The organism is Acinetobacter sp. COS3 (genome assembly GCF_000475335.1).
In the GTDB taxonomy this organism is placed as follows: Bacteria; Pseudomonadota; Gammaproteobacteria; order Pseudomonadales; family Moraxellaceae; genus Acinetobacter; species Acinetobacter venetianus.
This window is the reverse complement of record NZ_AXCD01000056.1, coordinates 38,512-61,208: the sequence shown is the minus strand read 5'-3', so window position 1 is coordinate 61,208 and position 22,697 is coordinate 38,512. Positions and strand designations below refer to the sequence as shown.

General features: G+C 40.0%; 21 protein-coding genes, 1 tRNA gene and 1 other RNA gene. 5 read left to right on the top strand and 18 right to left on the bottom strand.

The annotated features are described in order from the left end of the window. Positions 1 to 14: 14 nt before the first annotated feature. From mdcH to mdcA, 7 genes are read right to left on the bottom strand one after another with little or no spacing between them, the layout of a single operon-like run. Positions 15 to 944 carry a malonate decarboxylase subunit epsilon gene (gene mdcH / locus IO68_RS30115; RefSeq protein WP_023013976.1) on the bottom strand — a complete coding sequence of 310 codons (930 nt, stop codon included), beginning with the start codon at positions 942 to 944 and terminating at the stop codon, positions 15 to 17. A gap of 12 nt (positions 945 to 956) precedes the next feature. After that, positions 957 to 1,562, bottom strand: coding sequence for a malonate decarboxylase holo-ACP synthase (locus IO68_RS30110; RefSeq protein ID WP_031234906.1), 606 nt, complete (start codon positions 1,560 to 1,562; stop codon positions 957 to 959). After that, on the bottom strand, positions 1,553 to 2,380 hold the full coding sequence (gene mdcE, locus IO68_RS30105) for a biotin-independent malonate decarboxylase subunit gamma (protein ID WP_023013974.1): 828 nt from the start codon (positions 2,378 to 2,380) through the stop codon (positions 1,553 to 1,555). Before mdcE ends, IO68_RS30110 begins: the two co-directional genes overlap by 10 nt. Then, on the bottom strand, positions 2,377 to 3,228 hold the full coding sequence (locus tag IO68_RS30100) for a biotin-independent malonate decarboxylase subunit beta (protein WP_023013973.1): 852 nt from the start codon (positions 3,226 to 3,228) through the stop codon (positions 2,377 to 2,379). Before IO68_RS30100 ends, mdcE begins: the two co-directional genes overlap by 4 nt. Continuing rightward, positions 3,221 to 3,520 carry a malonate decarboxylase subunit delta gene (locus tag IO68_RS30095; protein ID WP_007481304.1) on the bottom strand — a complete coding sequence of 100 codons (300 nt, stop codon included), beginning with the start codon at positions 3,518 to 3,520 and terminating at the stop codon, positions 3,221 to 3,223. Before IO68_RS30095 ends, IO68_RS30100 begins: the two co-directional genes overlap by 8 nt. Positions 3,521 to 3,543: 23 nt before the next feature. Continuing rightward, positions 3,544 to 4,410, bottom strand: a complete 867-nt coding sequence (locus IO68_RS30090) for a triphosphoribosyl-dephospho-CoA synthase (protein ID WP_023013972.1) — start codon at positions 4,408 to 4,410, stop codon at positions 3,544 to 3,546. Continuing rightward, positions 4,410 to 6,089 (bottom strand): malonate decarboxylase subunit alpha, encoded by a 1,680-nt coding sequence (gene mdcA, locus IO68_RS30085; RefSeq protein ID WP_023013971.1) that lies wholly within the window; start codon positions 6,087 to 6,089, stop codon positions 4,410 to 4,412. The genes IO68_RS30090 and mdcA overlap by 1 nt, the downstream gene beginning before the upstream one ends. A gap of 215 nt (positions 6,090 to 6,304) precedes the next feature. Between mdcA and ssrA the strand changes: the two genes are divergently transcribed. Beyond that, positions 6,305 to 6,664: a transfer-messenger RNA gene (gene ssrA, locus IO68_RS33740) on the top strand. A 435-nt stretch (positions 6,665 to 7,099) separates the two neighbouring features. Here the strand turns inward: ssrA and adeE are convergent. Beyond that, on the bottom strand, positions 7,100 to 10,213 hold the full coding sequence (gene adeE / locus IO68_RS30080; RefSeq protein ID WP_031234905.1) for a multidrug efflux RND transporter permease subunit AdeE: 3,114 nt from the start codon (positions 10,211 to 10,213) through the stop codon (positions 7,100 to 7,102). 11 nt (positions 10,214 to 10,224) lie between these two features. Further along, positions 10,225 to 11,349 carry an efflux RND transporter periplasmic adaptor subunit gene (locus IO68_RS30075; protein WP_023013969.1) on the bottom strand — a complete coding sequence of 375 codons (1,125 nt, stop codon included), beginning with the start codon at positions 11,347 to 11,349 and terminating at the stop codon, positions 10,225 to 10,227. A 76-nt stretch (positions 11,350 to 11,425) separates the two neighbouring features. Between IO68_RS30075 and IO68_RS30070 the strand changes: the two genes are divergently transcribed. Then, positions 11,426 to 12,058, top strand: coding sequence for a TetR/AcrR family transcriptional regulator (locus IO68_RS30070; RefSeq protein WP_023013968.1), 633 nt, complete (start codon positions 11,426 to 11,428; stop codon positions 12,056 to 12,058). A gap of 217 nt (positions 12,059 to 12,275) precedes the next feature. Here the strand turns inward: IO68_RS30070 and IO68_RS30065 are convergent, their stop codons facing one another. From IO68_RS30065 to IO68_RS30040, 6 genes are all read right to left on the bottom strand, one after another. After that, positions 12,276 to 12,485 carry a cold-shock protein gene (locus IO68_RS30065; RefSeq protein ID WP_004881013.1) on the bottom strand — a complete coding sequence of 70 codons (210 nt, stop codon included), beginning with the start codon at positions 12,483 to 12,485 and terminating at the stop codon, positions 12,276 to 12,278. A gap of 106 nt (positions 12,486 to 12,591) precedes the next feature. Continuing rightward, on the bottom strand, positions 12,592 to 12,825 hold the full coding sequence (locus IO68_RS30060) for a hypothetical protein (RefSeq protein ID WP_004881015.1): 234 nt from the start codon (positions 12,823 to 12,825) through the stop codon (positions 12,592 to 12,594). A 181-nt stretch (positions 12,826 to 13,006) separates the two neighbouring features. Next, positions 13,007 to 13,083 (bottom strand) — tRNA-Met (locus tag IO68_RS30055). Between the two features lie 253 nt (positions 13,084 to 13,336). Further along, entirely contained in the window at positions 13,337 to 14,863 is a 1,527-nt protein-coding gene (locus IO68_RS30050) for a DHA2 family efflux MFS transporter permease subunit (RefSeq protein ID WP_007481276.1), read from the bottom strand. Positions 14,864 to 14,869: 6 nt separating this feature from the next. Further along, positions 14,870 to 16,018 (bottom strand): HlyD family efflux transporter periplasmic adaptor subunit, encoded by a 1,149-nt coding sequence (locus tag IO68_RS30045; RefSeq protein WP_023013967.1) that lies wholly within the window; start codon positions 16,016 to 16,018, stop codon positions 14,870 to 14,872. A gap of 267 nt (positions 16,019 to 16,285) precedes the next feature. After that, complete coding sequence (locus IO68_RS30040) at positions 16,286 to 16,783, bottom strand: thioesterase family protein (RefSeq protein WP_007481271.1); 498 nt, start codon at positions 16,781 to 16,783, stop codon at positions 16,286 to 16,288. Between the two features lie 174 nt (positions 16,784 to 16,957). Between IO68_RS30040 and hemB the strand changes: the two genes are divergently transcribed. Further along, positions 16,958 to 17,971: a porphobilinogen synthase gene (gene hemB, locus IO68_RS30035; RefSeq protein ID WP_007481269.1), complete on the top strand. Its 1,014-nt coding sequence runs from the start codon at positions 16,958 to 16,960 to the stop codon at positions 17,969 to 17,971. Between the two features lie 324 nt (positions 17,972 to 18,295). Next, positions 18,296 to 19,417: a glycine oxidase ThiO gene (gene thiO / locus IO68_RS30030; protein WP_023013966.1), complete on the top strand. Its 1,122-nt coding sequence runs from the start codon at positions 18,296 to 18,298 to the stop codon at positions 19,415 to 19,417. Here the strand turns inward: thiO and IO68_RS30025 are convergent. Together IO68_RS30025 and IO68_RS30020 are read right to left on the bottom strand one after the other, a co-directional pair. After that, the gene (locus IO68_RS30025; RefSeq protein ID WP_023013965.1) at positions 19,400 to 20,308 is read right to left on the bottom strand and encodes a TIGR01777 family oxidoreductase; all 909 of its coding nucleotides are present in this window, start codon (positions 20,306 to 20,308) and stop codon (positions 19,400 to 19,402) included. The two genes, thiO and IO68_RS30025, sit on opposite strands and share 18 nt — an antisense overlap. 71 nt (positions 20,309 to 20,379) lie before the next feature. Further along, on the bottom strand, positions 20,380 to 20,832 hold the full coding sequence (locus IO68_RS30020) for an ABZJ_00895 family protein (protein ID WP_004881025.1): 453 nt from the start codon (positions 20,830 to 20,832) through the stop codon (positions 20,380 to 20,382). Between the two features lie 304 nt (positions 20,833 to 21,136). Between IO68_RS30020 and IO68_RS30015 the strand changes: the two genes are divergently transcribed. Beyond that, positions 21,137 to 21,514 carry a VOC family protein gene (locus IO68_RS30015; protein ID WP_023013964.1) on the top strand — a complete coding sequence of 126 codons (378 nt, stop codon included), beginning with the start codon at positions 21,137 to 21,139 and terminating at the stop codon, positions 21,512 to 21,514. Between the two features lie 47 nt (positions 21,515 to 21,561). Here the strand turns inward: IO68_RS30015 and IO68_RS30010 are convergent, their stop codons facing one another. Continuing rightward, complete coding sequence (locus IO68_RS30010; RefSeq protein ID WP_004881029.1) at positions 21,562 to 22,344, bottom strand: crotonase/enoyl-CoA hydratase family protein; 783 nt, start codon at positions 22,342 to 22,344, stop codon at positions 21,562 to 21,564. Positions 22,345 to 22,697: the final 353 nt, after the last annotated feature.

The window sequence follows — 22,697 nt, the reverse complement described above, 5'->3', positions numbered from 1 at the left end:
TTTTTGATTAGGCTTTATACAAAATCGTTGTCCTTTTGCATTGCCATAATCAGACTTTCAAGTTGTGTATTTTGAAAGGATAATAGTGTTCCTTCTTTAAATACTTTACGTGCTAAACCTGTTAAAACCGTTCCTGGTAAAGCCTCAATCTGTAAGCGCGCGCCTCGTTCCCAAGCTGCTTGAACAGTGTTGTGCCAATCAATCATCCGACTCATATTAAAAACAAGATCATCAATAATCTGAGTATCTGTTCTCAGTAGCCGTGCAGATGTACCACTTAAATATTGAATTGTAGGTTGCTGTGAATTGATTCCCTCCACGAAGCAAGCGAGCTGCTGTGCTTGTTTTTCCAATAACACACAATGTGATGGCACACTGATCTCTACTTTTTTCGTTATTGCACCTTGTTGGTTTGCTAATAATGCAACCCGTTGCATAGCATCCAATGATCCCGAAATTACGATTTGATTTTCGGCATTTAGATTTGCGATAAAAACTTCTGCATCTTGCTCATGAACCTCTGAAACCCAGTTTTCAACCTGAGAGCGATCAGCTCCAATAATCGCAGTCATTCCATAACCACTTGGATAAGCTTGCTGCATCAACTGACCACGTTTCGCCACTAAGCGCACACCATCTTCAAACTGAATGACATTGGCTACTGTTGCTGCTGCCCAAGCCCCAATGGATAAACCAGCGACAAACTTGGGTTGAAATCCTTGTTCCTGTAACAATGCAGAACTCACAACACCCGCGATATATAAGCAAAGTTGAACTGAATAAGTAGACTTTAAAGCCTCAGCTTGATCTAATAACATGACGTTTTCTTTTAAAACATCAGAGGCCTGTTCAAAGTACTGATTAACCAAAGGATGTTGCGGAAGATCGTGCAACATATTGGCCTTTTGAGCACCTTGCCCTGGATATACCCATATCGAGCTCATTTTGCTATTCCCTTAGCTCCAAGGATTGTCTATCAAAACAGCCTTATCATTGCGTTTTAGTAAGACATTCCCTGTTGTCCCTGCCCATTCTCTCAATGCAACACCACCTTGTGGGGTTTGTAACTGCACATCGAGTTTCATATTCAGTTCATCTAATAGTCCTAAGATATTTTGAGCATCCAACTTTGAAACTGGTTCTTGAGCACGGATTAATAAATCAATATCACTATTTTCATTCACCGTTTTCAGCCCAGTTGCCAGTTCAAAACCCACGCTTCCTGTGTATCCCCATGACAAATTGAAACCTTGCATCAAGTTATAAACAGCGGCTAATTTCCCCTGAAGATGTGGAAATTGGCTCAAATCTGTATCAATTAAACTTTCAGGTTTCACGCATTTGGTTATGGCGTTTACTGGCATTTCTAATGCCAACCGATGGCTCCGTTGCTTACCGCGTATCCCAACCGCAATATTTCTAGGATTGGTCACTGCACGTCTAACCACCACGGGTCTTTGCTCAGACACAGCTTCAACCACCCATTGCGACACATTATCTGGCAAGAGTTCTGGAGTCATTCCCCACAGCAAATCGTGAGGCTGGAAAGTGGTCATGACCATTGCTCACGTAACAGTTCACGCACGCGTTTGGATGCACTACGATTTTCAGCATTCAAGCGATGTTTTAGATCATGGGTTCCTTGCTGTTTAATATCCGCAAATGCTGCTGTTAATGCCTGTTGTATGTACTGAATATCTAAAACAGAAGGTTGATCCGCATTACTCACTTCCAAAATGTCTGATAACAATCCTAAAGAGTTATAACTCTCGATGTCATACGCCATTGGTGGAATATTGGCTGCTAATCGTTCTAACTCCTCAACGGTCCGTAAAGTCACGCGTGCCGCAGACTCTTTGCCCATCGCATGTACCATCACACCTTGATCTTTTAAGGCGAGAATACGATTTGCTTGATAGCCATGTGCTAAAAATGCACCTGACATTGATTTTCCAACCAGCAGACTAACAATCGGATGACCTGCTAAACGGGCACGCGCATAGCTATCTACAGCTCCCGCAAGCGCTTGATGAATACCGAGCACTTCCTCTCTACGACCATAAGCCTGACTTGGTACATCAACAATACATAGGATTCCGCGTTTTTCTGCACGATCTCGATCAGCTTCAATGACCTGATCAACCGCACGAGCTAATGACCATCCTTCTAATAATCCAACCTCACCTTGACGTGCCCTTGGATATAGATTCTGTTCATTATTCACGACACAAAAAACACGAGTCGGTTTACCATTTAGTTGTCCATCAGCAATAAGCAACGATGCTATTCCGCTATCAACTGCCTGAAACTGATCTGTTAAAGCACCAAACCAGTGTCGTCCTCTTGATGAGTTCTTAATTGCATTTACATCCATGTTCATGCTTTTTCTCCTCGATATAATTCTTGGACTTCAGTCGGTGAAATCTGTTGAGAGGTATCCACTTGAGTAAGCTTAGATAGATAAAATTCAGCTTGTGTACTGCGTTGCACAGCTGGAATACCTTGCGCTATAAAACTAATAATTTGTTGCTTAATTTGCTCACGATCATCTTCAACAAATGCATCAACAAGCCCACTCGCAAAACGTTGTTCACCACCCGTGATACTCCAAATAAATGGTCGATCTTTGGCGTTATACTCATTGCTACCAGCTTCTTGTTCAATTACTTGGGGGCCATTCAGACCTAAACGACCTTCTTGCGTGATGACCAAGTAACTACATAAACTTGCTGCAATTGACATTCCTCCGAAACATCCCACACTGCCAGCCACAACGCCTATCACAGGTTGATATTGTCTGAGTTCCACAATCGCGGATTGAATTTCAGCAATCGCGGCGAGTCCTAAATTCGCTTCTTGCAAACGAACGCCACCTGTTTCAAGTAACAAAATCGCAGTAGTAGGAATATTATTTTGGTTATCTTCTATCGCCAATTCCAAAGCACCAGCGATCTTAGCACCACCAACTTCACCTAAACTGCCGCCTTGGAACATGCCTTCAATAGAAATCACTACCACAGGTTTTTGCTGAATCGTTCCTTTAATAACAACTACACCATCGTCGGCTTGAGGAACAATATTTTGCTTCGGTAGCCACGGCGACATCATACGACTAAAAGGATCAAGTAACTCTTTGAAGCTGCCTTGATCAAACAAAGATTTAGCCCGTTCACGCGCATCTAGCTCAATAAAGCTTTGCTTGCTGAGTAAGTAATCAATATCAACCACGTTGCACCTCCTCAAAAGCCTGCTCTAAACGTAATCTCACCACACCAGGCGTCGCACCAAAATCATGAATATCAATATGAACTGCGGGTGTATTTGATTCTAAAAAAATTCGATCGAATAAATTTTTCCACCGTTGTTCACTGCCATCAACCGATGTCATCACTTGAATGGTGGTTTTTCCTGAATGACTTGGTTCCATCAAAATTTCTAAATCACCAGAGCCAACACAGCCCACTAAAGCTGATTTGTCTGGCGAATGACTCGCTGTAAATTCAAAATTAAGTATTTCCATTGATATATTCCCTGTTATCGAACTCAGTTGTATTGTTCAACTTCATCGAGAAACAAAAGCGTGGCCAATAAATCTGCCGCTCCGCCCGCTGATGCCCGAATGGCTAATAAGTCGCGCTCTAGTTCTTCAAGCCTTTGTTTTCCTTGAGCAGTTGAACAACCACCTAGTGCTAAAATCTGTTGAGCACCTATTTGCATCTTGTTCAAACCATTCAGTCCAGCACGATGAATCACACAGGTATCCGTAAGCTGTGCCATCATCGAAATGAGGGCATTTAAGCGTGCTTCCGACTCTGTACCACCCTGATCACGACTATGTCTTAACTGGGGCAAACCATGTTGCGTGATCATTGGAAAACCAAGTTGAGCCTGTTGTTTAGCACCATTTACACCAAATTGCTGTCTGACTTTCTCACCATGACTCGTCTTTTGTTGAGGAACGAAACGATCTTCGATCAGTGCAATTTCACTCGCTGTCGTGCAAATATTTTCAATAAAAAATGGTTGTTTATTGAAAACTCTGAGTGCTGTAGCAGTCACCACAAGTCCAATCGACCAAATCGCCCCTCGATGAGTATTTACACCTTGTGTGACTTGCAACATGCGTTGCTCACCTTGTCGCCCCAATTGCCCGATGTCTTCTCTTAACGCCTGACAAACCTGTCCATGATGCTCTGCTGCTTCTGCCATTGCTTTGAACATCGGTGCTAGACTGCGTGCAGATCGCTCCATTAGTTCAAGCGTAAGGTCATCGTGTGCACCACATCCACGTTGATCAACCAGTGCTGGTTTTGGGGTTAGATTCACTTCATCTAACAATGCCGCAACTGCCATATCAGCAAGATGCTCTGAGGTACTGAAGAAACTGGTTGTTTTTAGGATTGCATTCATTACCAGCTCCTGAATTTTGCAGGAGGCTCATATAGTCCATCTGACCAAGTCACCAAATCGGCAATATTTTTTGCGGCTAACAACTCGCGTGTCGCATCTGTTCGTCGAATTCCTAAATCCTCAGGGAACACGACTAGCCCTTCTTGGCGTAGTTTTTGTGTCTTTTTAGGATCTTGGCTTAGTCCAATTTCAGTCACACCAGCAACCGCGGCGATCATGTCTCGACGCTCTTCTAAGCTGCGCGCCTTGTATAAATAGGCAATACCTTCTTCTGTTAATAAATGCGTAACGTCATCGCCATAGATCATAATTGGCGCTAAATCCATTCCTGATTTCTTAGCCACATCCACAGCATCCAAAGTCTTAACAAATGTTGGCTTACCACCTTCTTGATAAGTTTCAACCATTTGCACAACTAACTTTTTACCGCGGGCTAAATACGTATCTGTATCCGTATTTCCTGCGACTCGCATATCAATCCAAGCAGGTGTAGCATGACGACGTCCACGAGGATCATGTCCCATATTCGGTGCTCCACCGAATCCCGCTAAGCGCCCTTTCGTTACAGTTGATGAATGCCCATCACCATCTACTTGCAAAGTTGCACCAATAAATAAATCAACAGCATACTGACCTGCAAGCTGACACATCATCCGATTTGAGCGCAATGAACCATCTCGACCAGTAAAGAAAATATCAGGACGAGCAGCGACATATTTCTCCATACCGAGTTCCGTACCAAAGCAGTGCACACTTTCAACCCAGCCTGTTTCGATTGCTGGAATTAAGGTTGGATGTGGATTGAGCGTCCAGTTTCGGCAGATTTTTCCTTTTAGGCCTAATGACTCGCCATAAATCGGCAGAATCAGCTCAATCGCAGCGGTATTAAAACCAATACCATGATTCAATGACTGTACTTGATGCTTTTCATAAATACCTCGAATTGCCATCATTGCCATTAAGACATGCACTGGTTTAATGTGTTTAGGATCACGTGTAAATAATGGTTCGATATAAAAAGGCTTATCGGAAACAACAACAAAATCGACCCAAGATGCTGGAATATCTACTCTTGGCAAATCAGTCACATCATCTACAAGTTCATTAACCTGCACGATTACAATGCCATCACTAAAAGCCGCAGGTTCAATTAGCGCTGGTGAATCTTCCGTACTTGGACCTGTGTAAATATTTCCTTGTCGATCTGCCATAAAACCTGCCGATAGCACGACATTCGGAATCAGATCAACCAATAAACGTGAATACAGTTCGATATATGTATGGATCGCCCCGATCTCAAGCAGTCCATCCTCTAGCAGCTGACTAATACGTAAACTTTGTGTACCTGCAAAAGAAAAATCGAGTTTTCGAGCAATTCCATTTTCAAATAAATCTAAATGTTCGGCACGTCCCACACTTGGCATGATCATGTGCAAGTCATGTAAAACGTCAGGATTGGCCTTTGCCAAAGAACGAGATAAAAAGTCGGCTTGTTTTTGATTATTCCCTTCTAAAACAACTCGATCTCCGGGAGCAATCAGCGTTTCTAACACTTTGATAATATCTGCTGTTGGAATGACCACACCATCTGTGTATTTGCTTGCCATTTCCAATTTTAGTTGTTTACTATGTCGACGCTTTGTCCAAAGTCGTTCTTTATGCTGAACAGAACCTTCCATGTGTATTTCCTTGGTTATGTCTTGATCTTCTCTTATAAAAAGCTTTTTCAAGTTTCCAATCAATCAACCCCATTTGCAGTTCATTAACTTCAGGTTAACAATTATTCAGGATCTACTTCTCTAGATACATCGCGTACTTTTCAATCAAAAATACATTCCATTAGAGATTTAGATTTAAATTTCCTATATTTGTGTTATGATGCTCGTTCATATATGGGGATGTTATTGGCTTCGACGCTGGTGATGAAGCTCATAGATGCATGCCGAGAGCGCATTTTCTCTCGTAAATAAAATTTGCATTTAAATAGTCGCAAACGACGAAACTTACGCTCTAGCTGCCTAAGGGCAGCTTGTCCGCTTCCTAGAATACTTGTGGTTTAGGAACCCGACCGAAGCGCACGCACACAAGTCCGTATAGAGTCAAGCCTCGGGGCTTTATACCAAACTTAGAGGATCGCACTTTGTACCCTGTTCGTCGGGTCACTTGGTGTTAAAACAATAGACGATATCTAAGCATGTAGTATTCTCGAGTGTAGTGCTGGCGGACGCGGGTTCAACTCCCGCCATCTCCACCAAAATTCGATTCGGAGCAATCCGATGAAATATATAAAAGCCTTTAAGCATTGAACTTAAAGGCTTTTTTATTTGACTCATTATGTACAATCTCATTTGACTTTTTTATTACTTCACGTAGATAAGATCAATAAAAATCTAACGAAGGTGATTCTTTATAATTAACAAATATAATTTACAAGTATGGAATGCAGCAGCCCACCTACAGAAAAAGATGCGCCGTATTTCAAAGGGAAAACATAGATCTTATGCCATTCATTCTAATGAAATCGCCATTAAACTTTGATACTTAACATAAGTTAGGAATATGAATCCAATTCTCTTTTAAATTTCATAGCAATATACCAAGACACTGTATATAGTTTTCAGGAACATCATGTTTAAAAATCTCTAATCGAAATCACTCTAGATGTTTCGATTAGAAATTTTTATTCAACTCATGTTTTAGGTATCATTTTTCTTCTAGTAAAGAAATGACGAACCAAAAAGAAAAATAAAGGAACAAAGAAAATTGAAAGCAACGTTCCGGATATCATCCCCCCTGTCACAGCGATACCAATTTCTCGTCTACTCGCAGCACCAGCTCCTGTGGAAACTGCCAGAGGTAAAACACCAGCAACAAATGCCAATGAGGTCATGATAATGGGCCTTAACCTTTGACCTGCACCCTCAATAACAGCCTCTATTAATGACTGACCTTCAGCTAGTTTTGCTGCGGCAAACTCCACGATAAGAATCGCATTTTTAGCTGAAAGACCAATAGTCGTGAGCATCGCAACCTGAAAATAAATGTCATTAACATATCCTGCAATACTTGCAGCAATAACAGCACCAATTAATCCAAGAGGAATAACAAGTAAAACGGAGAATGGAATTGACCAACTTTCATATAATGCAGCCAAACATAAAAAGATAAATATGATAGATGCCAGATATAACCAGATCGTCTGACCACTCGCTAACTTTTCTTGATAAGACAAACCACTCCATTGAAGGCTAAAGCCTTGTTGTTGATCAATTAACTGTTGCATTTTATTCATAGCACCCCCTGAACTTTCACCAGTTGCGGCAGAACCCTGAAGTTGAACAGATGAAAGGCCATTGAAACGCTGCAACATCTGCGGTCCCATTTGCCAATTAACAGATGAGAAACTAGCAAATGGCGTCATTTCTCCTGTCGTTCCTCTCACATACCACTGGCTAATGTCTTGTGGTAATGACCGATATGCTGCATCACCTTGTAAATAAACGCGTTTGACACGTCCTCTATCAATGAAGTCATTGATATAAGAGCCACCCCATGCAGTAGATAAAGTACTGCTAATATCTGTCTGCGCCAAACCGAATGCACTTGCCTTACGTTGATCAATATTAACCTGTAATTGAGACTTATCTTCGAGTCCATTTAATCGGACTGCAGCAAGGCTAGAATCTGCGGTTGCCTCTTTTAAAACTGCATTTTGCGCGGCTAATAAAGCATCTCGCCCTTTACCTTCCACATCTTGCATCCATAATTCAAAACCACTAGATTGACCAAGTCCACGTACCGCCGATGGAGAAAGAACTTGAACCCGCGCTTGTTTCATTGATCGAAAATGTGCATTTGCACGAGAAATAATTGCCTCAGCAGTATTATCTTCACCCTTACGATCATTCCAATGCTTTAGACTGGCAAATGCCATACCAACATTCTGACCACTACCAGCATTATTTCGCCCCATAACCATAAAAATAACGTTCAAGTTATCTTTCTCATTCGTCATGAAATACTCTGAAATTTGATTACCTATCTTTTGAGTTTCACCTAAAGTCGTGCCCACAGGCGTACTAAACTGAACCATGACGGAACCCTGATCTTCTTGCGGAAGGAAACCAGTATTCATTCGTGTATATTGCCATCCTAATAAAGCAGTAATCACTACAAATAAAACCATAAATATTTTAGGTTTACTGATGATCTTAGTGAGTAAATTGCGGTATTTAGATTGACTCTGATCTACTTTTTGGTTAAACCAAGTAAAGAAACGTCTCTTTTTATGCTGATGGTTTGTTGGTCTAACTAAAGTCGCACATAAGGCTGGAGATAACGTTAAGGCAACCACTGCAGAAAGCACCATCGCTGCGACCAATGTCACAGAAAATTGCCGATAAATCATACCTACGGAGCCGCCAAAAAATGCCATCGGCAAAAATACAGCAGACAAGACCATCGCGATACCAACTAAAGCACCTGAAATTTCTTTCATAGAAAGAAGTGTGGCTTCTCTTGGGTCAAGACCTTGCTCATGCATCACACGCTCAACATTTTCTACAACAACAATGGCATCATCAACCAAGAGTCCAATTGCTAAGACCATCGCGAACAATGTCAACGTATTAATGGTATAACCCAATACACTCAGAACTCCAAATGTACCTAGCAAAACTACTGGAACTGCGATAGCAGGAATTAAAGTTGCACGCCAACTTTGCAAAAATACGAACATTACGATAATAACAAGTACGATTGCCTCAGCGAGGGTCTTAATCACACCTTGAACAGAAGCCTCTACAAATGGAGTACTATCACGTGGATAGGCCACCTTTAAACCTGCTGGCATCGATGCTGTTAATCTGGAAACTTCTGCTTTAACACGTTCTGCAGTTTCAAGGGCATTTGCACCTGAAGCTAACTGAATTGACATACCTGAAGCATATTTACCATTCAATCTTGTGGTTGTCTGATAACTTTCTGCACCTCGTTCGACTCGAGCAACATCTTTTAGCAGCACCACACTACCATTTGGCTCAGTCCGCAAAATGATATTTTCAAATTGACTTACCGTTTGTAAACGTGAAAGTGCTGTCACAGTAGCATTTAAAGCTTGATTTTCTTTAGTTGGTAAAGCGCCAAGCTCACCTGCTGTAATTTGAGTATTTTGAGCTTCAATAGCTGCTCTGACATCGGATGGCATTAAGCTATAACTATTTAGCTTATGCGGATCAAGCCATATCCGCATCGCATACTGCGCACCAAATACTGTAATCTCCCCCACTCCATCTACTCGACTTAATGGATCTTGAAGTGTACTTACCATGTAATCTGATATATCAACATCTGATTTTGCACCACTTTCATCATAAAGAGCAAAAACTAACAGACTGTCTCCTTGAGACTTTGTAACGGTTATGCCCTGTTGTTGAACTTCTTGTGGTAAACGGCTCAAGGCTTGATTTACTGCGTTCTGTACCTGAACTTGAGCTGTATCTGGATTCGTATTTTGATCAAAACTCAAACTAATACGAGCCTGACCGGCTGAACTACTTGTAGAAGAAAAATAAAGTAAACCATCAATACCCTTAATTTGTTGCTCTAATATTTGAGTAACACTATCTTCAACTGTACTGGCTGAAGCACCAGGATAATTTGCTGTTACATTTACACCGGGAGGTGCAATATCAGGATATTGCTCAACAGATAAAGTGAAAATAGAAATTGCACCCAGCGCCATAATGCATATGGACAATACCCAAGCGAATATCGGACGCGCGATAAAGAAACTAGATAGCATACGAAAATTCCTCAGCGAATTGGTGTAGGTTCAACGACCAGACCAGCACTTAACCCTTGCAGACCTTCAACAACAACTTTGTCTCCAGAACGCAAACCAGATAATACTAACCACCGATTATCTATGGCTTCGCCTAAAGTAATCGCTCTTTGTTCAACTTTATTCCCCTGTACAACAACCCACACAAATGCTTCACCATCAGCATTTCTCATTTCAATCCCTTGGGGAATTAATAAACTTTTTGGACTTGGTCCTGTACCAAGTTGTGCCCGCACATACATTCCTGGCAATAAAGATTGATTGGGGTTAGCAAATGAAGAACGTAACGTAACACTACCAGTCGCTTCATCTACTGTAATATCGCTAAACTTAAAAGTGCCCTTTTCTGGATAGTTCATTCCATTATTCATCTGCAAATCAACACTTAACTCTTCAGGCTGTATTCCATCCTCTGTGAGTTGTTTCCGAAGTGCCATAAACTCATCACTGGATTGTGTTAAGTCCACATACATAGGATCTAGATTCTGAATTGTTACTAGAGCATCTACTTGACTAGACGTTACAAGAGCGCCACGTGTAATCGTTGATCGACCAATTCGCCCCGAAATTGGAGCCGTAATTTGAGTGTAATTAAGATTGGTTTGTGCAGTTTTTAGTAATGCTCTATTAACATTTACAGCAGCCTTTGCTTGTGCATAAGCAGCCCGTGCATCATCTAATTCCTGACGACTAACACCATTGACACTAATTAATTGTTCGTAACGTTCAGCTTGAAGACGAGTAGAGTTTACTGTTGCTTGAGCCAATTCGAGATTTCCTCGCGCTTCCTCAAAACTATCTCGATAAAGTGTTGAATCAATTTTATAAAGTGGTTGGCCCTTTTTTACATATGAACCTTCCTGAAAAAGCTGTGCAATGACTACCCCATTTACTTGAGGCCTGACTTGTGAAATTTCTGATGCAACTGTTCTTCCAGCTAATAGGTTGTTAGTTTCAATAGTTTCAGGTGTCATAGTCATCACGCTCACCTGTTGAATAGCTTTTTTTATAGGTTGATCTGAATCACATCCATTTAAAAAAGGGAGTAAAAGAAAGTAAAAAAAAATTTTATAACTTGAAAATCTCAAATCAGACATATCTAGAATCCTAGACCTATAGATAATTTATTTACTTTACTGTAAAATAAATATTAATCCGTTAGAAATTGTAATTATGTTGAAATTAAAAAAACCTAGAGGAAGGCCTTCAAATATTCGCCCAAAAATCATCTTAGCCGCACGTGAGCAATTTCTTGAGCATGGTTTAGATGTAAGTTTAGATAACATTGCAATTAAGGCAGGAACTACAAGACAAACGCTATATAACCATTTCCCAACAAAGACAGCACTACTTATTGAAATATTTGAAGATTTCAAAGCTGAAATGGATACTCCTTTTATTGATAATAAAAACCTAGATAAGATCAATCATTTAGATAAGTTATTGTTAGAAATTTGCCAATCTGTTCAAAAACACTTTTATGATCACGATGTAATTCGAATTCAAAGACTTCTAATTATTGCTTTAGTAGAAATGCCTGAAATTCTTGAGCAAGTCCAACAACGGACTCATGGAAGTGTTAAAAAATCTCTAATCAATATTCTCGAAAAAGCAAACAATGCTGGGATCATCAAAGTATTAAATCCTGAAGCAGCAGCAAAAGTATTTTTGGGTGCTGTTATGGGATACTCATATCCAGCAACACTAATAGGTGGTAAAACACCACCCCAACAAGAGTTTCAGCAACTTAACCAAGAAATCTGCGAAACATTTTTAAAGGCTTGGGAATATAAGACTAAGAGCTAATGCCATAATTTTAATATTCACAGTTCATTAGATTTAATTGTTTACTATGTAAAGCTTAAATCTATTGAACACCTCAATGATCAGTTGGAAAAAATATTTTATTTTGATCAGCTATCTTCGTATCACAACTTAATAATCGCCAAATTGACTAAATATTTAAACTATAGACGATAAAAAAGCCCACCTAATGTGAGCTTTTTTATTGTGATCTAATGCCTTAGATCACAGTAATCGTTTTAGCTACTGGCCCTTTCTGCCCCTCACCTAACGTAAATGTTACGCGTTGCCCTTCTTGTAGTGCTCGAAAGCCTTTACTTTGGATTTCACTAAAATGGGCAAACACTTCTTGGCCAGAATCAGATTGAATAAATCCAAATCCTTTCTTTTCATTGAACCATTTTACTGTACCATTGATTGTTTCACTCATGCCTGCTGTACCTTCAAATATCTTGTTTGAATATAAATAAAATTAGACCGTGATGCTTTCAATCAGCCTATTTTCATTTAATAAGTACTACAGCTATGTGAAATTTTTATGTCAATCGATAAAGCTGATTCACCGAAGTATAGAAGCTATTTCCATCTAAATTAAAGTCAATTTCTTGACCAGACTCTAGTAGAACTTTTTTCCCAACTTCAACCCATTTAAAACCTTCCAACGTATTTTGTTGACGTTTAAGTGGGATAATTTGTACAGATATTTCATTGCCATTCACGGCTTTGGCTATACGCCATTCATTGATAATTTTCACGACAGAATCACTCATTACTGAGCTCAAGTGATCGATTTTGATTTACTACAAGATTAGACAAATGAGAGAGGATAACAACATTTCTAGAATCTAATAATTTTAGCTTTATTTAGGGTTATTTAAGCTAATTTCATTGCCAAAGTGATTATGACCATCAGCAATATTTAAAACATCACAGAGCAAAATTCAAATAAATTGGTAGCGGGAGCTGGATTTGAACCAACGACCTTCGGGTTATGAGCCCGACGAGCTACCAGACTGCTCCATCCCGCACCAGAGGTTATGCTTTATACGCCTATAATTTCGATTAATCAAGCTTTTCACTAAAAAAATGCAAATTTAGTATATTTTACACCCAAAACCTTTAAATTGACGCTGAAAAACACTTTCCAAGTCTTTTGATTTTCCTCTCTCAAAAAGTACTTTTTGATAAAAAAATTACAATGAAAATAAAAAGTAGAAAAATAAAAAACTCGGATTAAATATCCGAGTTTTTTTTATAGTCAACAACCTATTTTCATCTAAGTTAATGTGGTGCAGGTCCACCTGAGATCGGTTTCGGTTTTGGACTCAACCAAATGAATGCACTCGCAAATATAAATACCAATGCCAAAAGCATAAATACATGGTTGGCTGATATGGTAATTGCCTCTTTATCGACTAAATTCGCAATCACACCCAGTGTTGCATCTGGAGAGAATCCATTTTGAAGCAAGCTATTTTGTACTTCTTGCGGATGTAAAGAATTAACCATTTCACTGCGTGCCACTTTGGTATGATCATCCCAAATCGTCACCGCAATCGATGCACCAATAGCCCCTGCCATGGTCCGTAAAAAGTTCATCAAACCTGCGGCAGAAGCCATTTCTGATGGTAATACCGATCCCATTGCAATATTCGACAGCGGAATAAAGAAAAACGGTACAGCAAAGCCCTGCAAAATCTGCGGCCATGCCAAGGCCATAAAGTCTGCATCGGTCACCCAAAACATACGCATGACGGTAACGACACCGAGCAAAGCTAAACCAAAACTTGCCAATGCTCGTGGATCGTATTTCGTTGCCAGTTTCGCAACGATAGGCGACATGGTTAAACTACCAAATCCCATCGTGGCGGTGAGATAACCAGCCCATGTTGCAGTATAGCCTAAATTGATCTGTAACCATTGCGGGATCAAGACAATACTGCCAAAGAATGAGCCAAAGCCAAAAGCCAGTGCGAGCACAGAAACTGCAAATCCCCGATGCCTAAATACATAGAGATTGACCACAGGATGCTTCTCAGTCAGCTCCCATATCATAAACACGATAAAGCCAACAACAGCGATCAGAGCAAGCATAATAATGCTGCTGCTATTGAACCAATCACGCTCATGTCCAAGATCAAGCATGAGTTGCAATGCGCCAATCCACAACACCAATAAGCCCAAGCCAATTGCATCAATACGTAATTTTTCAGTTTTGGTTTCAGCAACAGATAGCAAGCGTATCGCAGCTAAAACACAGAAAATACCAACAGGAATGTTAATAAAGAAAATCCAGTGCCACGACAAATTATCACTGATTAAGCCACCCAAAATCGGACCTAAAATTGGGCCAACGACAGTGGTCATTGCCCACATGCCCATGGCTTGTGAATGTTTTTCTGGAGGGAAAATACGCATGAGCAAGGTTTGACTGAGTGGCATCAGTGGACCACCACAAAGCCCTTGACCTATACGGAAAAATACCAACGTTTCCAGTGAGGTCGCTAAACCACAAAGGAATGAAAAAATAGTGAAACCAATCAGTCCAAAGACAAAGACCCGAACAGTCCCAAAGCGTCCAGCCAACCAACCAGTTAAAGGAACACAAATTGCTTCAGCCACAGCATAGGACGTAATAACCCAAGTCCCTTGTGAACTTGAAACAGCTAAGTTCCCTGTGATGTGTGGTACAGATACATTGGCAATGGTGGTATCTAAAACCACCATAAAGTTTGAGAGTGCAATAACAAATGCTGCAAGCAGTAATCGTCCACCACTCAGTTCTGCAAAAGGTGTTTGCGTTTTCATGGCTAATTACTTCGATGTAAGGTCAATATCCGCTTCCATCGACAAGCCGACACGCAGTGGATGTTCAGCAAGCTCTTTTGGATCTAGAGAAATACGTACAGGTAAACGCTGTACCACCTTAATCCAGTTACCAGTTGCGTTCTGAGCCGGAATCAAAGCAAATGCGGCGCCTGTACCGCCAGAGAAGCCTTGAACTACACCGTGGTAAACAACATCATCACCGTATAAATCAGATTTGAGTGTAACTTTCTGCCCTGCTTTTACTTTCGCAAGTTGGCTTTCTTTATAGTTCGCATCAACATAAAGCGCAGCAATAGGAACCACTGACATCATCACTGTACCGGGTGCTACACGCTGTCCAATCTGGATATTTTTACGTGTTACAACACCATCGACTGGTGCTCTTATCACAGTACGATCTAAGTCCAATTTAGCTTGTTCAACATGGGCTTGAGCAACCAAAACATCAGGTGTAGATGATTCATTGACTCCTTGAATCAATGCTTCATTTGCGGCCAAAGTACTTTCAGCTGCTTTACGGCTTGACGTTGCTTGAGCCAATCCAGCCTGAGCTAAATCCAAACTTGCTTTTGCTGTTGATACAGCACTTTGTGCTTTACTCAATTCTTCTTTTGAAATTGCGCCAGAAGCTGCCAGTTCATTACGGCGTTTTAATTCTAGCGTTGCACGATCAAAATCAGCTTGTGCTTTAGTTACTTGTGCTTGGGCACTAGTAATTTCATCATTACGAACCACAACTTGCGAGTTAAGTGAGCTGCTATTTGCCTGACTCTGTTTGTATTGACGTTGCGCTTTTGCCAATTCAGCTTGAGCTTGTGCCAATTGAATTTTGGCATCACGCTCGTCAATGCGAACCAGTACATCACCCTGTTTCACTTGTTGCGTATCTTTAACCAAAACATCGGCAACTTGACCATTCACCATCGAAGTGATTTGTGCAGTTTCCGCCCCTACATAAGCGTTATCTGTGGTCACAGAATGATTGAAGAAAATCGCCCAAATGCCATACAAAATTGCTGCAAGAATAAGAATGAGTGCAAAAAATCCTAAAAACTTTTTACGTTTTGCTTTCATTGCATCATCTGATACCGAATTTAAAGCAGCATCTTGTTGATTTGCTTGGGCGTCACTCATAAGTTATTCCTGAAAATTAAAGAAAATTTTAACTTTTGGTTTAATCAGCCGATCAGTCTATTTTTAAAAACTTAACCGAATGTTAAAACCATAGATCAAAATTCGAGCAAAAAATTTAAAAGCATTCTAACGACAAAAAATCACATAGCGAGAATAAAAAAAATAACTGGTGCGTTCAATTCTTATATTTTGATAATTATTTTCGGCAAAACTTATATACAAATATAAAAAAAGCGTCTGAGACGCTTTAATTATTGGTCTATTTTTTTAAAATGCATATGAAGCGATTGCTGTTGCAATTGGTTTCCCTTCATCATTGACCATCGTCATTCTCATCGTGCAACCTTTACGTCCTAAACGTAAAGTTTCTGCTCGAGCAATAAAATATTTTCCACGACCCGGCGCAAGATAATCCACACGCATATCAACTGTCGCCAAACGTGACACTTTTTTGATGGTATCGGGTAAATCCTCAGGTGTTGCACGGCGATAGAGCTGTTCCATAGCAACCACACCACCAATGCTATCTAACATTGTTGCAGCAACTCCACCATGTAGAATTTGAAATGCGACATTCCCGACCAACTCAGGCTGCATTTCAAAATATCCTTCGATCTGATCATCAACGACACGCATGACCATGCCACTGTACTTAAAAAAAGGACAGGCATTAAATGCTTTACAAAGCTGCTTCAAGACCACGTCATGATCTGCCTTTGCACCTAATTGAATATTTCCAGTCCAGTTTCTCTTTACATCATTCATACGCTGCTAACATCCAAGGGAACGATAAATGCCCCATTATTTTGCACAAACTTTAAAATATGGGGCTACAATAGCTAGGTTTTTCAATTGATCTAAGCCGCTAAGTTTTCTCCCCTAGCATGACTTAAATGATTCAATTATTCCTATAGTGTAATACTGAACATCGAGATTGTTATGACTTATACGTTCAATCGCCCAGCTTTCCCAGCGACGCGCATGCGCCGTATCCGTAAAAATGACCAACTTCGTGCCATGGTCAGCGAAACACAACTCACAGCAAATCACCTGATTTATCCAGTATTTGTATTACCGGGACAGCAACAAACGCAAGACATTCCAAGCATGCCAAATGTGCAACGCTTATCAGCTGACTTGCTGTTAAAAAAAGCAGAAAGCTTATTGGAACTGGGCGTATCAAAGCTTGCATTATTTCCAGTCACGCCACAAGAAGACAAAAGCCTAACAGCGGAAGCGGCATGGGATGAAAATGGTTTAGTACAAACAACCTGTCGCTTACTAAAAAAAGAATTGCCAGAAATGGTACTCATTACTGATGGTGCACTTGATCCTTATACAACACATGGTCAGGACGGTATCATTGATGATACAGGTTATGTACTTAATGACGAAACAGTTGAATGCCTCGTAAAGCAAGCACTTAGCCATGCAGCTGCGGGTGCAGATGTTGTTGCACCAAGTGATATGATGGACGGTCGCATTGGTGCGATTCGCCAAGCACTTGAACAGAATAATTTTATTTATACCAATATCATGGCGTATTCAGCTAAATATGCCTCAAGTTTCTACGGTCCATTCCGTGATGCAGTTGGTTCTGCCAGTAATCTAAAAGGCGGCAATAAATATAATTACCAAATGGATGTCGGCAACCGTGCAGAAGCACTGCATGAAATCGCCCTTGATATTCAAGAAGGTGCGGACATGGTGATCGTCAAACCAGGTATGCCTTATTTAGATATTGTCCGTGAAGTGAAAGATACTTTTGGTGTGCCAACTTTCATCTATCAAGTCAGTGGTGAGTACGCCATGCTTGCGGGTGCGATTCAAAATGGCTGGTTATCTGAAAGTGTCATTTTAGAGTCGTTAATGTGCTGCCGTCGTGCTGGTGCTGATGGGATTTGGACGTATTTCGCTGAAGATGCAGCGCGTAAACTGAAAGAGATGAAATGATTGATCTGATTTTGGTATAAAACCTTATACTGAAATTGGATACTCGGAAACGTCATCCGCAATTGTTTGAGACAGGACAACATTAAAAGAATGATGTTTCTGCGATTAACTAAACGAGTTGATGGTAAACAACGAGTTTTGCGGATGACAATGCCTTTGCTCTTACGAAGCTTCAAACGCTTCTCAGGGCAAACCAAAGTAAGTCTAGCTGAAGGCTAAGCATAGAATAGATTGAGAACTCGGCAAGACTCCGCCGTATTTATTCTTATTAATTTAGATCAAATTTGGGCGCTCACCCAAATTAAGCAAATAAAACTGGTTAACATGCATATTGCCATCATTGGTGCGGGTATCAGCGGATTAATGACCGCATTAGAACTTGTTGAACAAGGCTGTTCAGTCGACATTTTTGATCAACAGCAAGCGGGGCGAGCTGCTTCTTGGGCAGGTGGAGGAATCCTTTCTCCGATGTACCCTTGGCGATATGCACCAGAGGTCAATCAACTTGCTCAATATGGTAAATCCCTCTACCAAAAGTGGAATGAAAAGTTGCTGCCGATTACAGGAATCGACTTTCAAATCCACGATACAGGTATGCTAATTTTCGATCAGGAAGACTTTAACGTTGGTCTTGATTATGCAACTCAATTTAATGAACCTATGCAACAGGCTCATTTATTAAATAGAGAAAAATTAGAACATGTTAATCCGCATATTTCAGCACAATTTCAACAAGCGATTTATTTCCCACAATTGTCCAATGTACGTAATCCACGATTATTGCAATCACTGATTCGCTATTTAAAACAACATCCCCTCGTTCAATTTTTTGAACATTGTCCAATTGAAAAGCTACTGATTCAAAATCATAAAGCACAAGGCATACAACTCAATGACGGACAGCATTTTTATGCAGACCATGTGGTACTGGCTTCAGGCGCATGGAGTCAGCATTGGCTAGAACAACTGCAACGAGAAATTCCAGTTCATCCAGTTCAAGGGCAAATGCTATTATTCAAAACACCCGAAAACTGGTTACCTACCATGTGCATGAATCGTGTGATGTATCTGATTCCTCGCCAAGATGGGCATATCGTATGTGGCTCAAGCATGGCGGAAGTTGGTTTCAATACAAGTACCGATAGGCAAACGCAACAGAATATTTTAGACGCTTGCTTAGAAATGGTGCCCGAACTTGCGCAGTTTCCAATTGTAAAACGTTGGGCTGGTCTACGTCCAAGCTCGCCTAAAGGTATTCCTTATATTGGTCAAATGCCTGATATCGAAAACCTTTGGACAAACTTTGGACATTTTCGCAACGGACTATGTATGGGTTCTGGCTCTGCCCTTTTACTACGCCAATTGATTTTAGAACAAAATACCATTGTCAATTCCAGCGCCTATTCACCTAGCCGCTTAGAAAAAACATTATTGATGACGAGCTAAAATGTCTTTGAGGGCTGATTCAAGTGTTGGATATTGGAATTGAAAACCATACTCAACCAAAGCTTTGGGTTCAACAAATTGACCATTTAAAATCAATTGAGACTGTTCACCTAACATCAATTCAAAAATACATTTAGGCATTGGCAGTAGCGGCTTACGCTTTAAAATTTTTGCCGCAACTTTTACAAATTGCTGCTGATTTGATTGCTCAGGTGCAACCAAATTATAGACTTTTTGTGCTTGATCAGATGTGAATAAAAATTCGATTGCGCTAAGCACATCTTGGATATGAATCCATACAATCGGCTGTCTTCCAGATGCAATTCGCCCCACGGTATTTAAACGAATGGGCAGTAACATTTGCGGCAGAATTCCACCACGACCAAACACAACCCCCAAACGAATGATTTTGGTGTTTTTTGCAGTGAATTTGAGCGCCATTTGCTCCCATTTTTGGCAAAGTTCAGACATAAATATAGCTTGGGGCGGTGTATTTTCATCGCAACTTACCGCCCATTGTTCATTTGGATCAATGCCGTAATAACCAATTGCAGAACCAGAAATAATGCACTTGGGGAAGATTTGATGTACATCTAGCCATTCATACAGCTTTTGCGTCATTGCAACACGGCTTTCAATCAGCTGTTGTTTACGATTTTCAGTCCAACGCTTAGCGCCTATATTCTCCCCTGCTAGATTTACAACATAATCAATTTGTGTCGTCTCTATTTGCTCAAAATGATTCACCCAATACAGATCAGGATGATCCGATGATTTATTCCTTTGCCGCGTCAATGCGATGACTGTATATTGTCTTTCCAATAAATAAGCTAAAAGATGAGAACCAATAAAACCACTTGCTCCCGTCACCAATACAGTCAATTTTTGCATCTCACGACCTATCAAAAATTATGTGTATTTGTAGTCTTAGCAAAATAAAAGTGAATTACAAGTGAACTTTTTTAGTGCGTATTAAACATCTTGTTCGCCATTCGTTGAGCTTGTGGACCATAAAACCAAAAAGTAATCAGAAATAATGGAACGGCAATGACGAACCACATGGCTAAAACTGTCAATAAAAATGCAGGTTGTTTTAAATACAATAAAAAGTTCTGCCAAATTTCAGGGTCTTTACGTGCAAAGATAAATAAACCAAGCAATAAACCACAAGCGTTATACCCCCAAAAGATCAAAGTAAAGCCCAGTGTTAATCGTTTTTTCTCTTGAGGTGTTGGCGCACGACGCTGTTTTTTTAGAAATCTGAATAAAACAAAAATTATCGCGATCAAATAAGGAATCGCTGTTAACACACCGCCTACACTATTTGGTAAAATTGCAGCCAAGATACCAGCTATCAAAGTTGCAAGCAGACAAATAATAAAAAACCAAATATAGTACAAACGCAATGAAATCATAAAGATAAACCTAATAGAATCGGCTTTGAAAAATAATTATAAATTTTTTTCTCTTTTTTTTCATTTTTATGTCAACCAATCCTCATCGAGCAGCGTTATATAGGGTACAAGGTCGCAGCAACCGAATGTTCATTGCACGGCATCCGCAATATTTTTCGGTGACCTTTCATTATGACTCTCCATCTTTGGCAAAGGTTTTGTTAGCAGCCAAAACCTTTAATAAAGATTTTGACCGACGATTTCTCATCACTCGAATCGTCGGTTTTTATTTTTTATCATCAACAAAAATAACAAGGATAAAAATATGAATCATCTTATTTATTTTGAAATTCAGTCTTCAAATCCAAAGCGTGACATCCATTTTTATCAATCTGTGTTTGATTGGCACTTCGAAAAAACTGAGGGGCTTCCAATTGAATATTACCGTATCGAAACATCTGGAATTCACGGTGGTCTATTACAACGTCCTGTTGCCATACCACCTATGGAATGTGGTACCAATGCCTTTACTTGCTCCATTCAAGTTGAAAACTTTGATGAAACGGCAAATAAAATCTTAAATTTAGGCGGTACTGTTGCTATGCCAAAATTTGCGATTCCAAATCGTTGCTGGCAAGGCTATTTTGTCGATTTGGATCACAATGTATTTGGGATTTGCGAGGTCGATGAAAATGCCAAATAAACCTGTCATCCCAATATGTTATATGACCAATCAGAAAAACTTAAACTTCATTTTCCTTTAAAATCAGGTAGTCTTCTTTCAAGCATAGCCCTTACACCCTCTTGGGCATCTTGAGATGAAAATAACGGTTTGAGATAACTATCCATTTTCTGAAATGCAAACATCTGTCCTTCGGTTACAGCATCGGTTGCTGATGCCAATAAGGCCTGTACTGCCAATGGTGCGGCAATACAAATTTCTTGTGCCACCTCGATAGCGCGATCTAGCTGTTTACCTTTTTCAACGATCTCTGAAAGCAAATTAAGTTTATCTGCTGTTTGAGTGTCAAAGGTCTTACCCGTTAACAAATATGGCATCGCTTTTTGCCAGCCTGCTGCTTGTACAAATCTTACCGTCGCTCCACCAAATGGCATAATTCCACGTAATACTTCAAGCTGTCCAAATATGGTGTCTTCACTTGCAATCACTACATCAGCATTGAGCATTAACTCAACGCCTGCGGTATAACAAAAGCCTTGTACGGCGACAACAATAGGTTTCGTTCTATGTCGTCCACTCACACCCCAAGGATTTACTTGACCTTCCTCAAAATTAAAAATTCCTTGTGGAATTTTCGGTTGTAATTCGACCAGATCTAAACCCGCAGTGAAATGATCACCATGTGCAAAAATCACGGCGCAACGCAATTCAGGATTATTTTCATATTCAGTTAAGGCTAGGGATAAATCGGCAATCATATGACTGTCAAAAGCATTACGCTTTGCGACCCGATCTAAGCCGATCAACATAATATGTCCCATTATTTCTCGGCTTACTTTTCCTAAGCTCATTTTATTTTCCTCTTTGTAATCATCATCTCGGTAATAAACTAATTGATGGTTTAAATATCTTCAATGTATGTCTTGTAGATTTTTTGGCTTAAACACAACTCTTTGTTTGATTTAATTAAAAGTATTTCAATCATCATATTTTAGGTATTTTTGCATTGATTAGGAAAATGAATAAACAGTGATTTTTTTAATAGAAACTTCATTAGATACTGATTTAATTTAGCTTTTCAAAATTTAGCTCGATAAAATCAATATAAAAATATGTCTGAATTCTCAAACTAAACGGATCAACTTTTAACTTCGCCTGACCATTTCAACCATGTGCACTGATTTGTCGCATCATCATTTTGACG

What these genes read in the sequence shown, in the direction of transcription:
- IO68_RS30040 (WP_007481271.1), bottom strand. Translation starts at nt 16,783, where the DNA reads ATGAATGATGTAAAGAGAAACTGGACTGGAAATATTCAATTAGGTGCA.
- IO68_RS30050 (WP_007481276.1), bottom strand. Translation starts at nt 14,863, where the DNA reads ATGAAAACGCAAACACCTTTTGCAGAACTGAGTGGTGGACGATTACTG.
- IO68_RS30010 (WP_004881029.1), bottom strand. Translation starts at nt 22,344, where the DNA reads ATGAGCTTAGGAAAAGTAAGCCGAGAAATAATGGGACATATTATGTTG.
- IO68_RS30025 (WP_023013965.1), bottom strand. Translation starts at nt 20,308, where the DNA reads ATGCAAAAATTGACTGTATTGGTGACGGGAGCAAGTGGTTTTATTGGT.
- mdcE (WP_023013974.1), bottom strand. Translation starts at nt 2,380, where the DNA reads ATGAACATGGATGTAAATGCAATTAAGAACTCATCAAGAGGACGACAC.
- mdcA (WP_023013971.1), bottom strand. Translation starts at nt 6,089, where the DNA reads ATGGAAGGTTCTGTTCAGCATAAAGAACGACTTTGGACAAAGCGTCGA.
- IO68_RS30075 (WP_023013969.1), bottom strand. Translation starts at nt 11,349, where the DNA reads ATGTCTGATTTGAGATTTTCAAGTTATAAAATTTTTTTTTACTTTCTT.
- IO68_RS30020 (WP_004881025.1), bottom strand. Translation starts at nt 20,832, where the DNA reads ATGATTTCATTGCGTTTGTACTATATTTGGTTTTTTATTATTTGTCTG.
- IO68_RS30060 (WP_004881015.1), bottom strand. Translation starts at nt 12,825, where the DNA reads ATGAGTGATTCTGTCGTGAAAATTATCAATGAATGGCGTATAGCCAAA.
- IO68_RS30070 (WP_023013968.1), top strand. Translation starts at nt 11,426, where the DNA reads ATGTTGAAATTAAAAAAACCTAGAGGAAGGCCTTCAAATATTCGCCCA.
- IO68_RS30110 (WP_031234906.1), bottom strand. Translation starts at nt 1,562, where the DNA reads ATGGTCATGACCACTTTCCAGCCTCACGATTTGCTGTGGGGAATGACT.
- adeE (WP_031234905.1), bottom strand. Translation starts at nt 10,213, where the DNA reads ATGCTATCTAGTTTCTTTATCGCGCGTCCGATATTCGCTTGGGTATTG.
- IO68_RS30095 (WP_007481304.1), bottom strand. Translation starts at nt 3,520, where the DNA reads ATGGAAATACTTAATTTTGAATTTACAGCGAGTCATTCGCCAGACAAA.
- IO68_RS30045 (WP_023013967.1), bottom strand. Translation starts at nt 16,018, where the DNA reads ATGAGTGACGCCCAAGCAAATCAACAAGATGCTGCTTTAAATTCGGTA.
- IO68_RS30065 (WP_004881013.1), bottom strand. Translation starts at nt 12,485, where the DNA reads ATGAGTGAAACAATCAATGGTACAGTAAAATGGTTCAATGAAAAGAAA.
- thiO (WP_023013966.1), top strand. Translation starts at nt 18,296, where the DNA reads ATGCATATTGCCATCATTGGTGCGGGTATCAGCGGATTAATGACCGCA.
- hemB (WP_007481269.1), top strand. Translation starts at nt 16,958, where the DNA reads ATGACTTATACGTTCAATCGCCCAGCTTTCCCAGCGACGCGCATGCGC.
- IO68_RS30015 (WP_023013964.1), top strand. Translation starts at nt 21,137, where the DNA reads ATGAATCATCTTATTTATTTTGAAATTCAGTCTTCAAATCCAAAGCGT.
- IO68_RS30090 (WP_023013972.1), bottom strand. Translation starts at nt 4,410, where the DNA reads ATGAATGCAATCCTAAAAACAACCAGTTTCTTCAGTACCTCAGAGCAT.
- mdcH (WP_023013976.1), bottom strand. Translation starts at nt 944, where the DNA reads ATGAGCTCGATATGGGTATATCCAGGGCAAGGTGCTCAAAAGGCCAAT.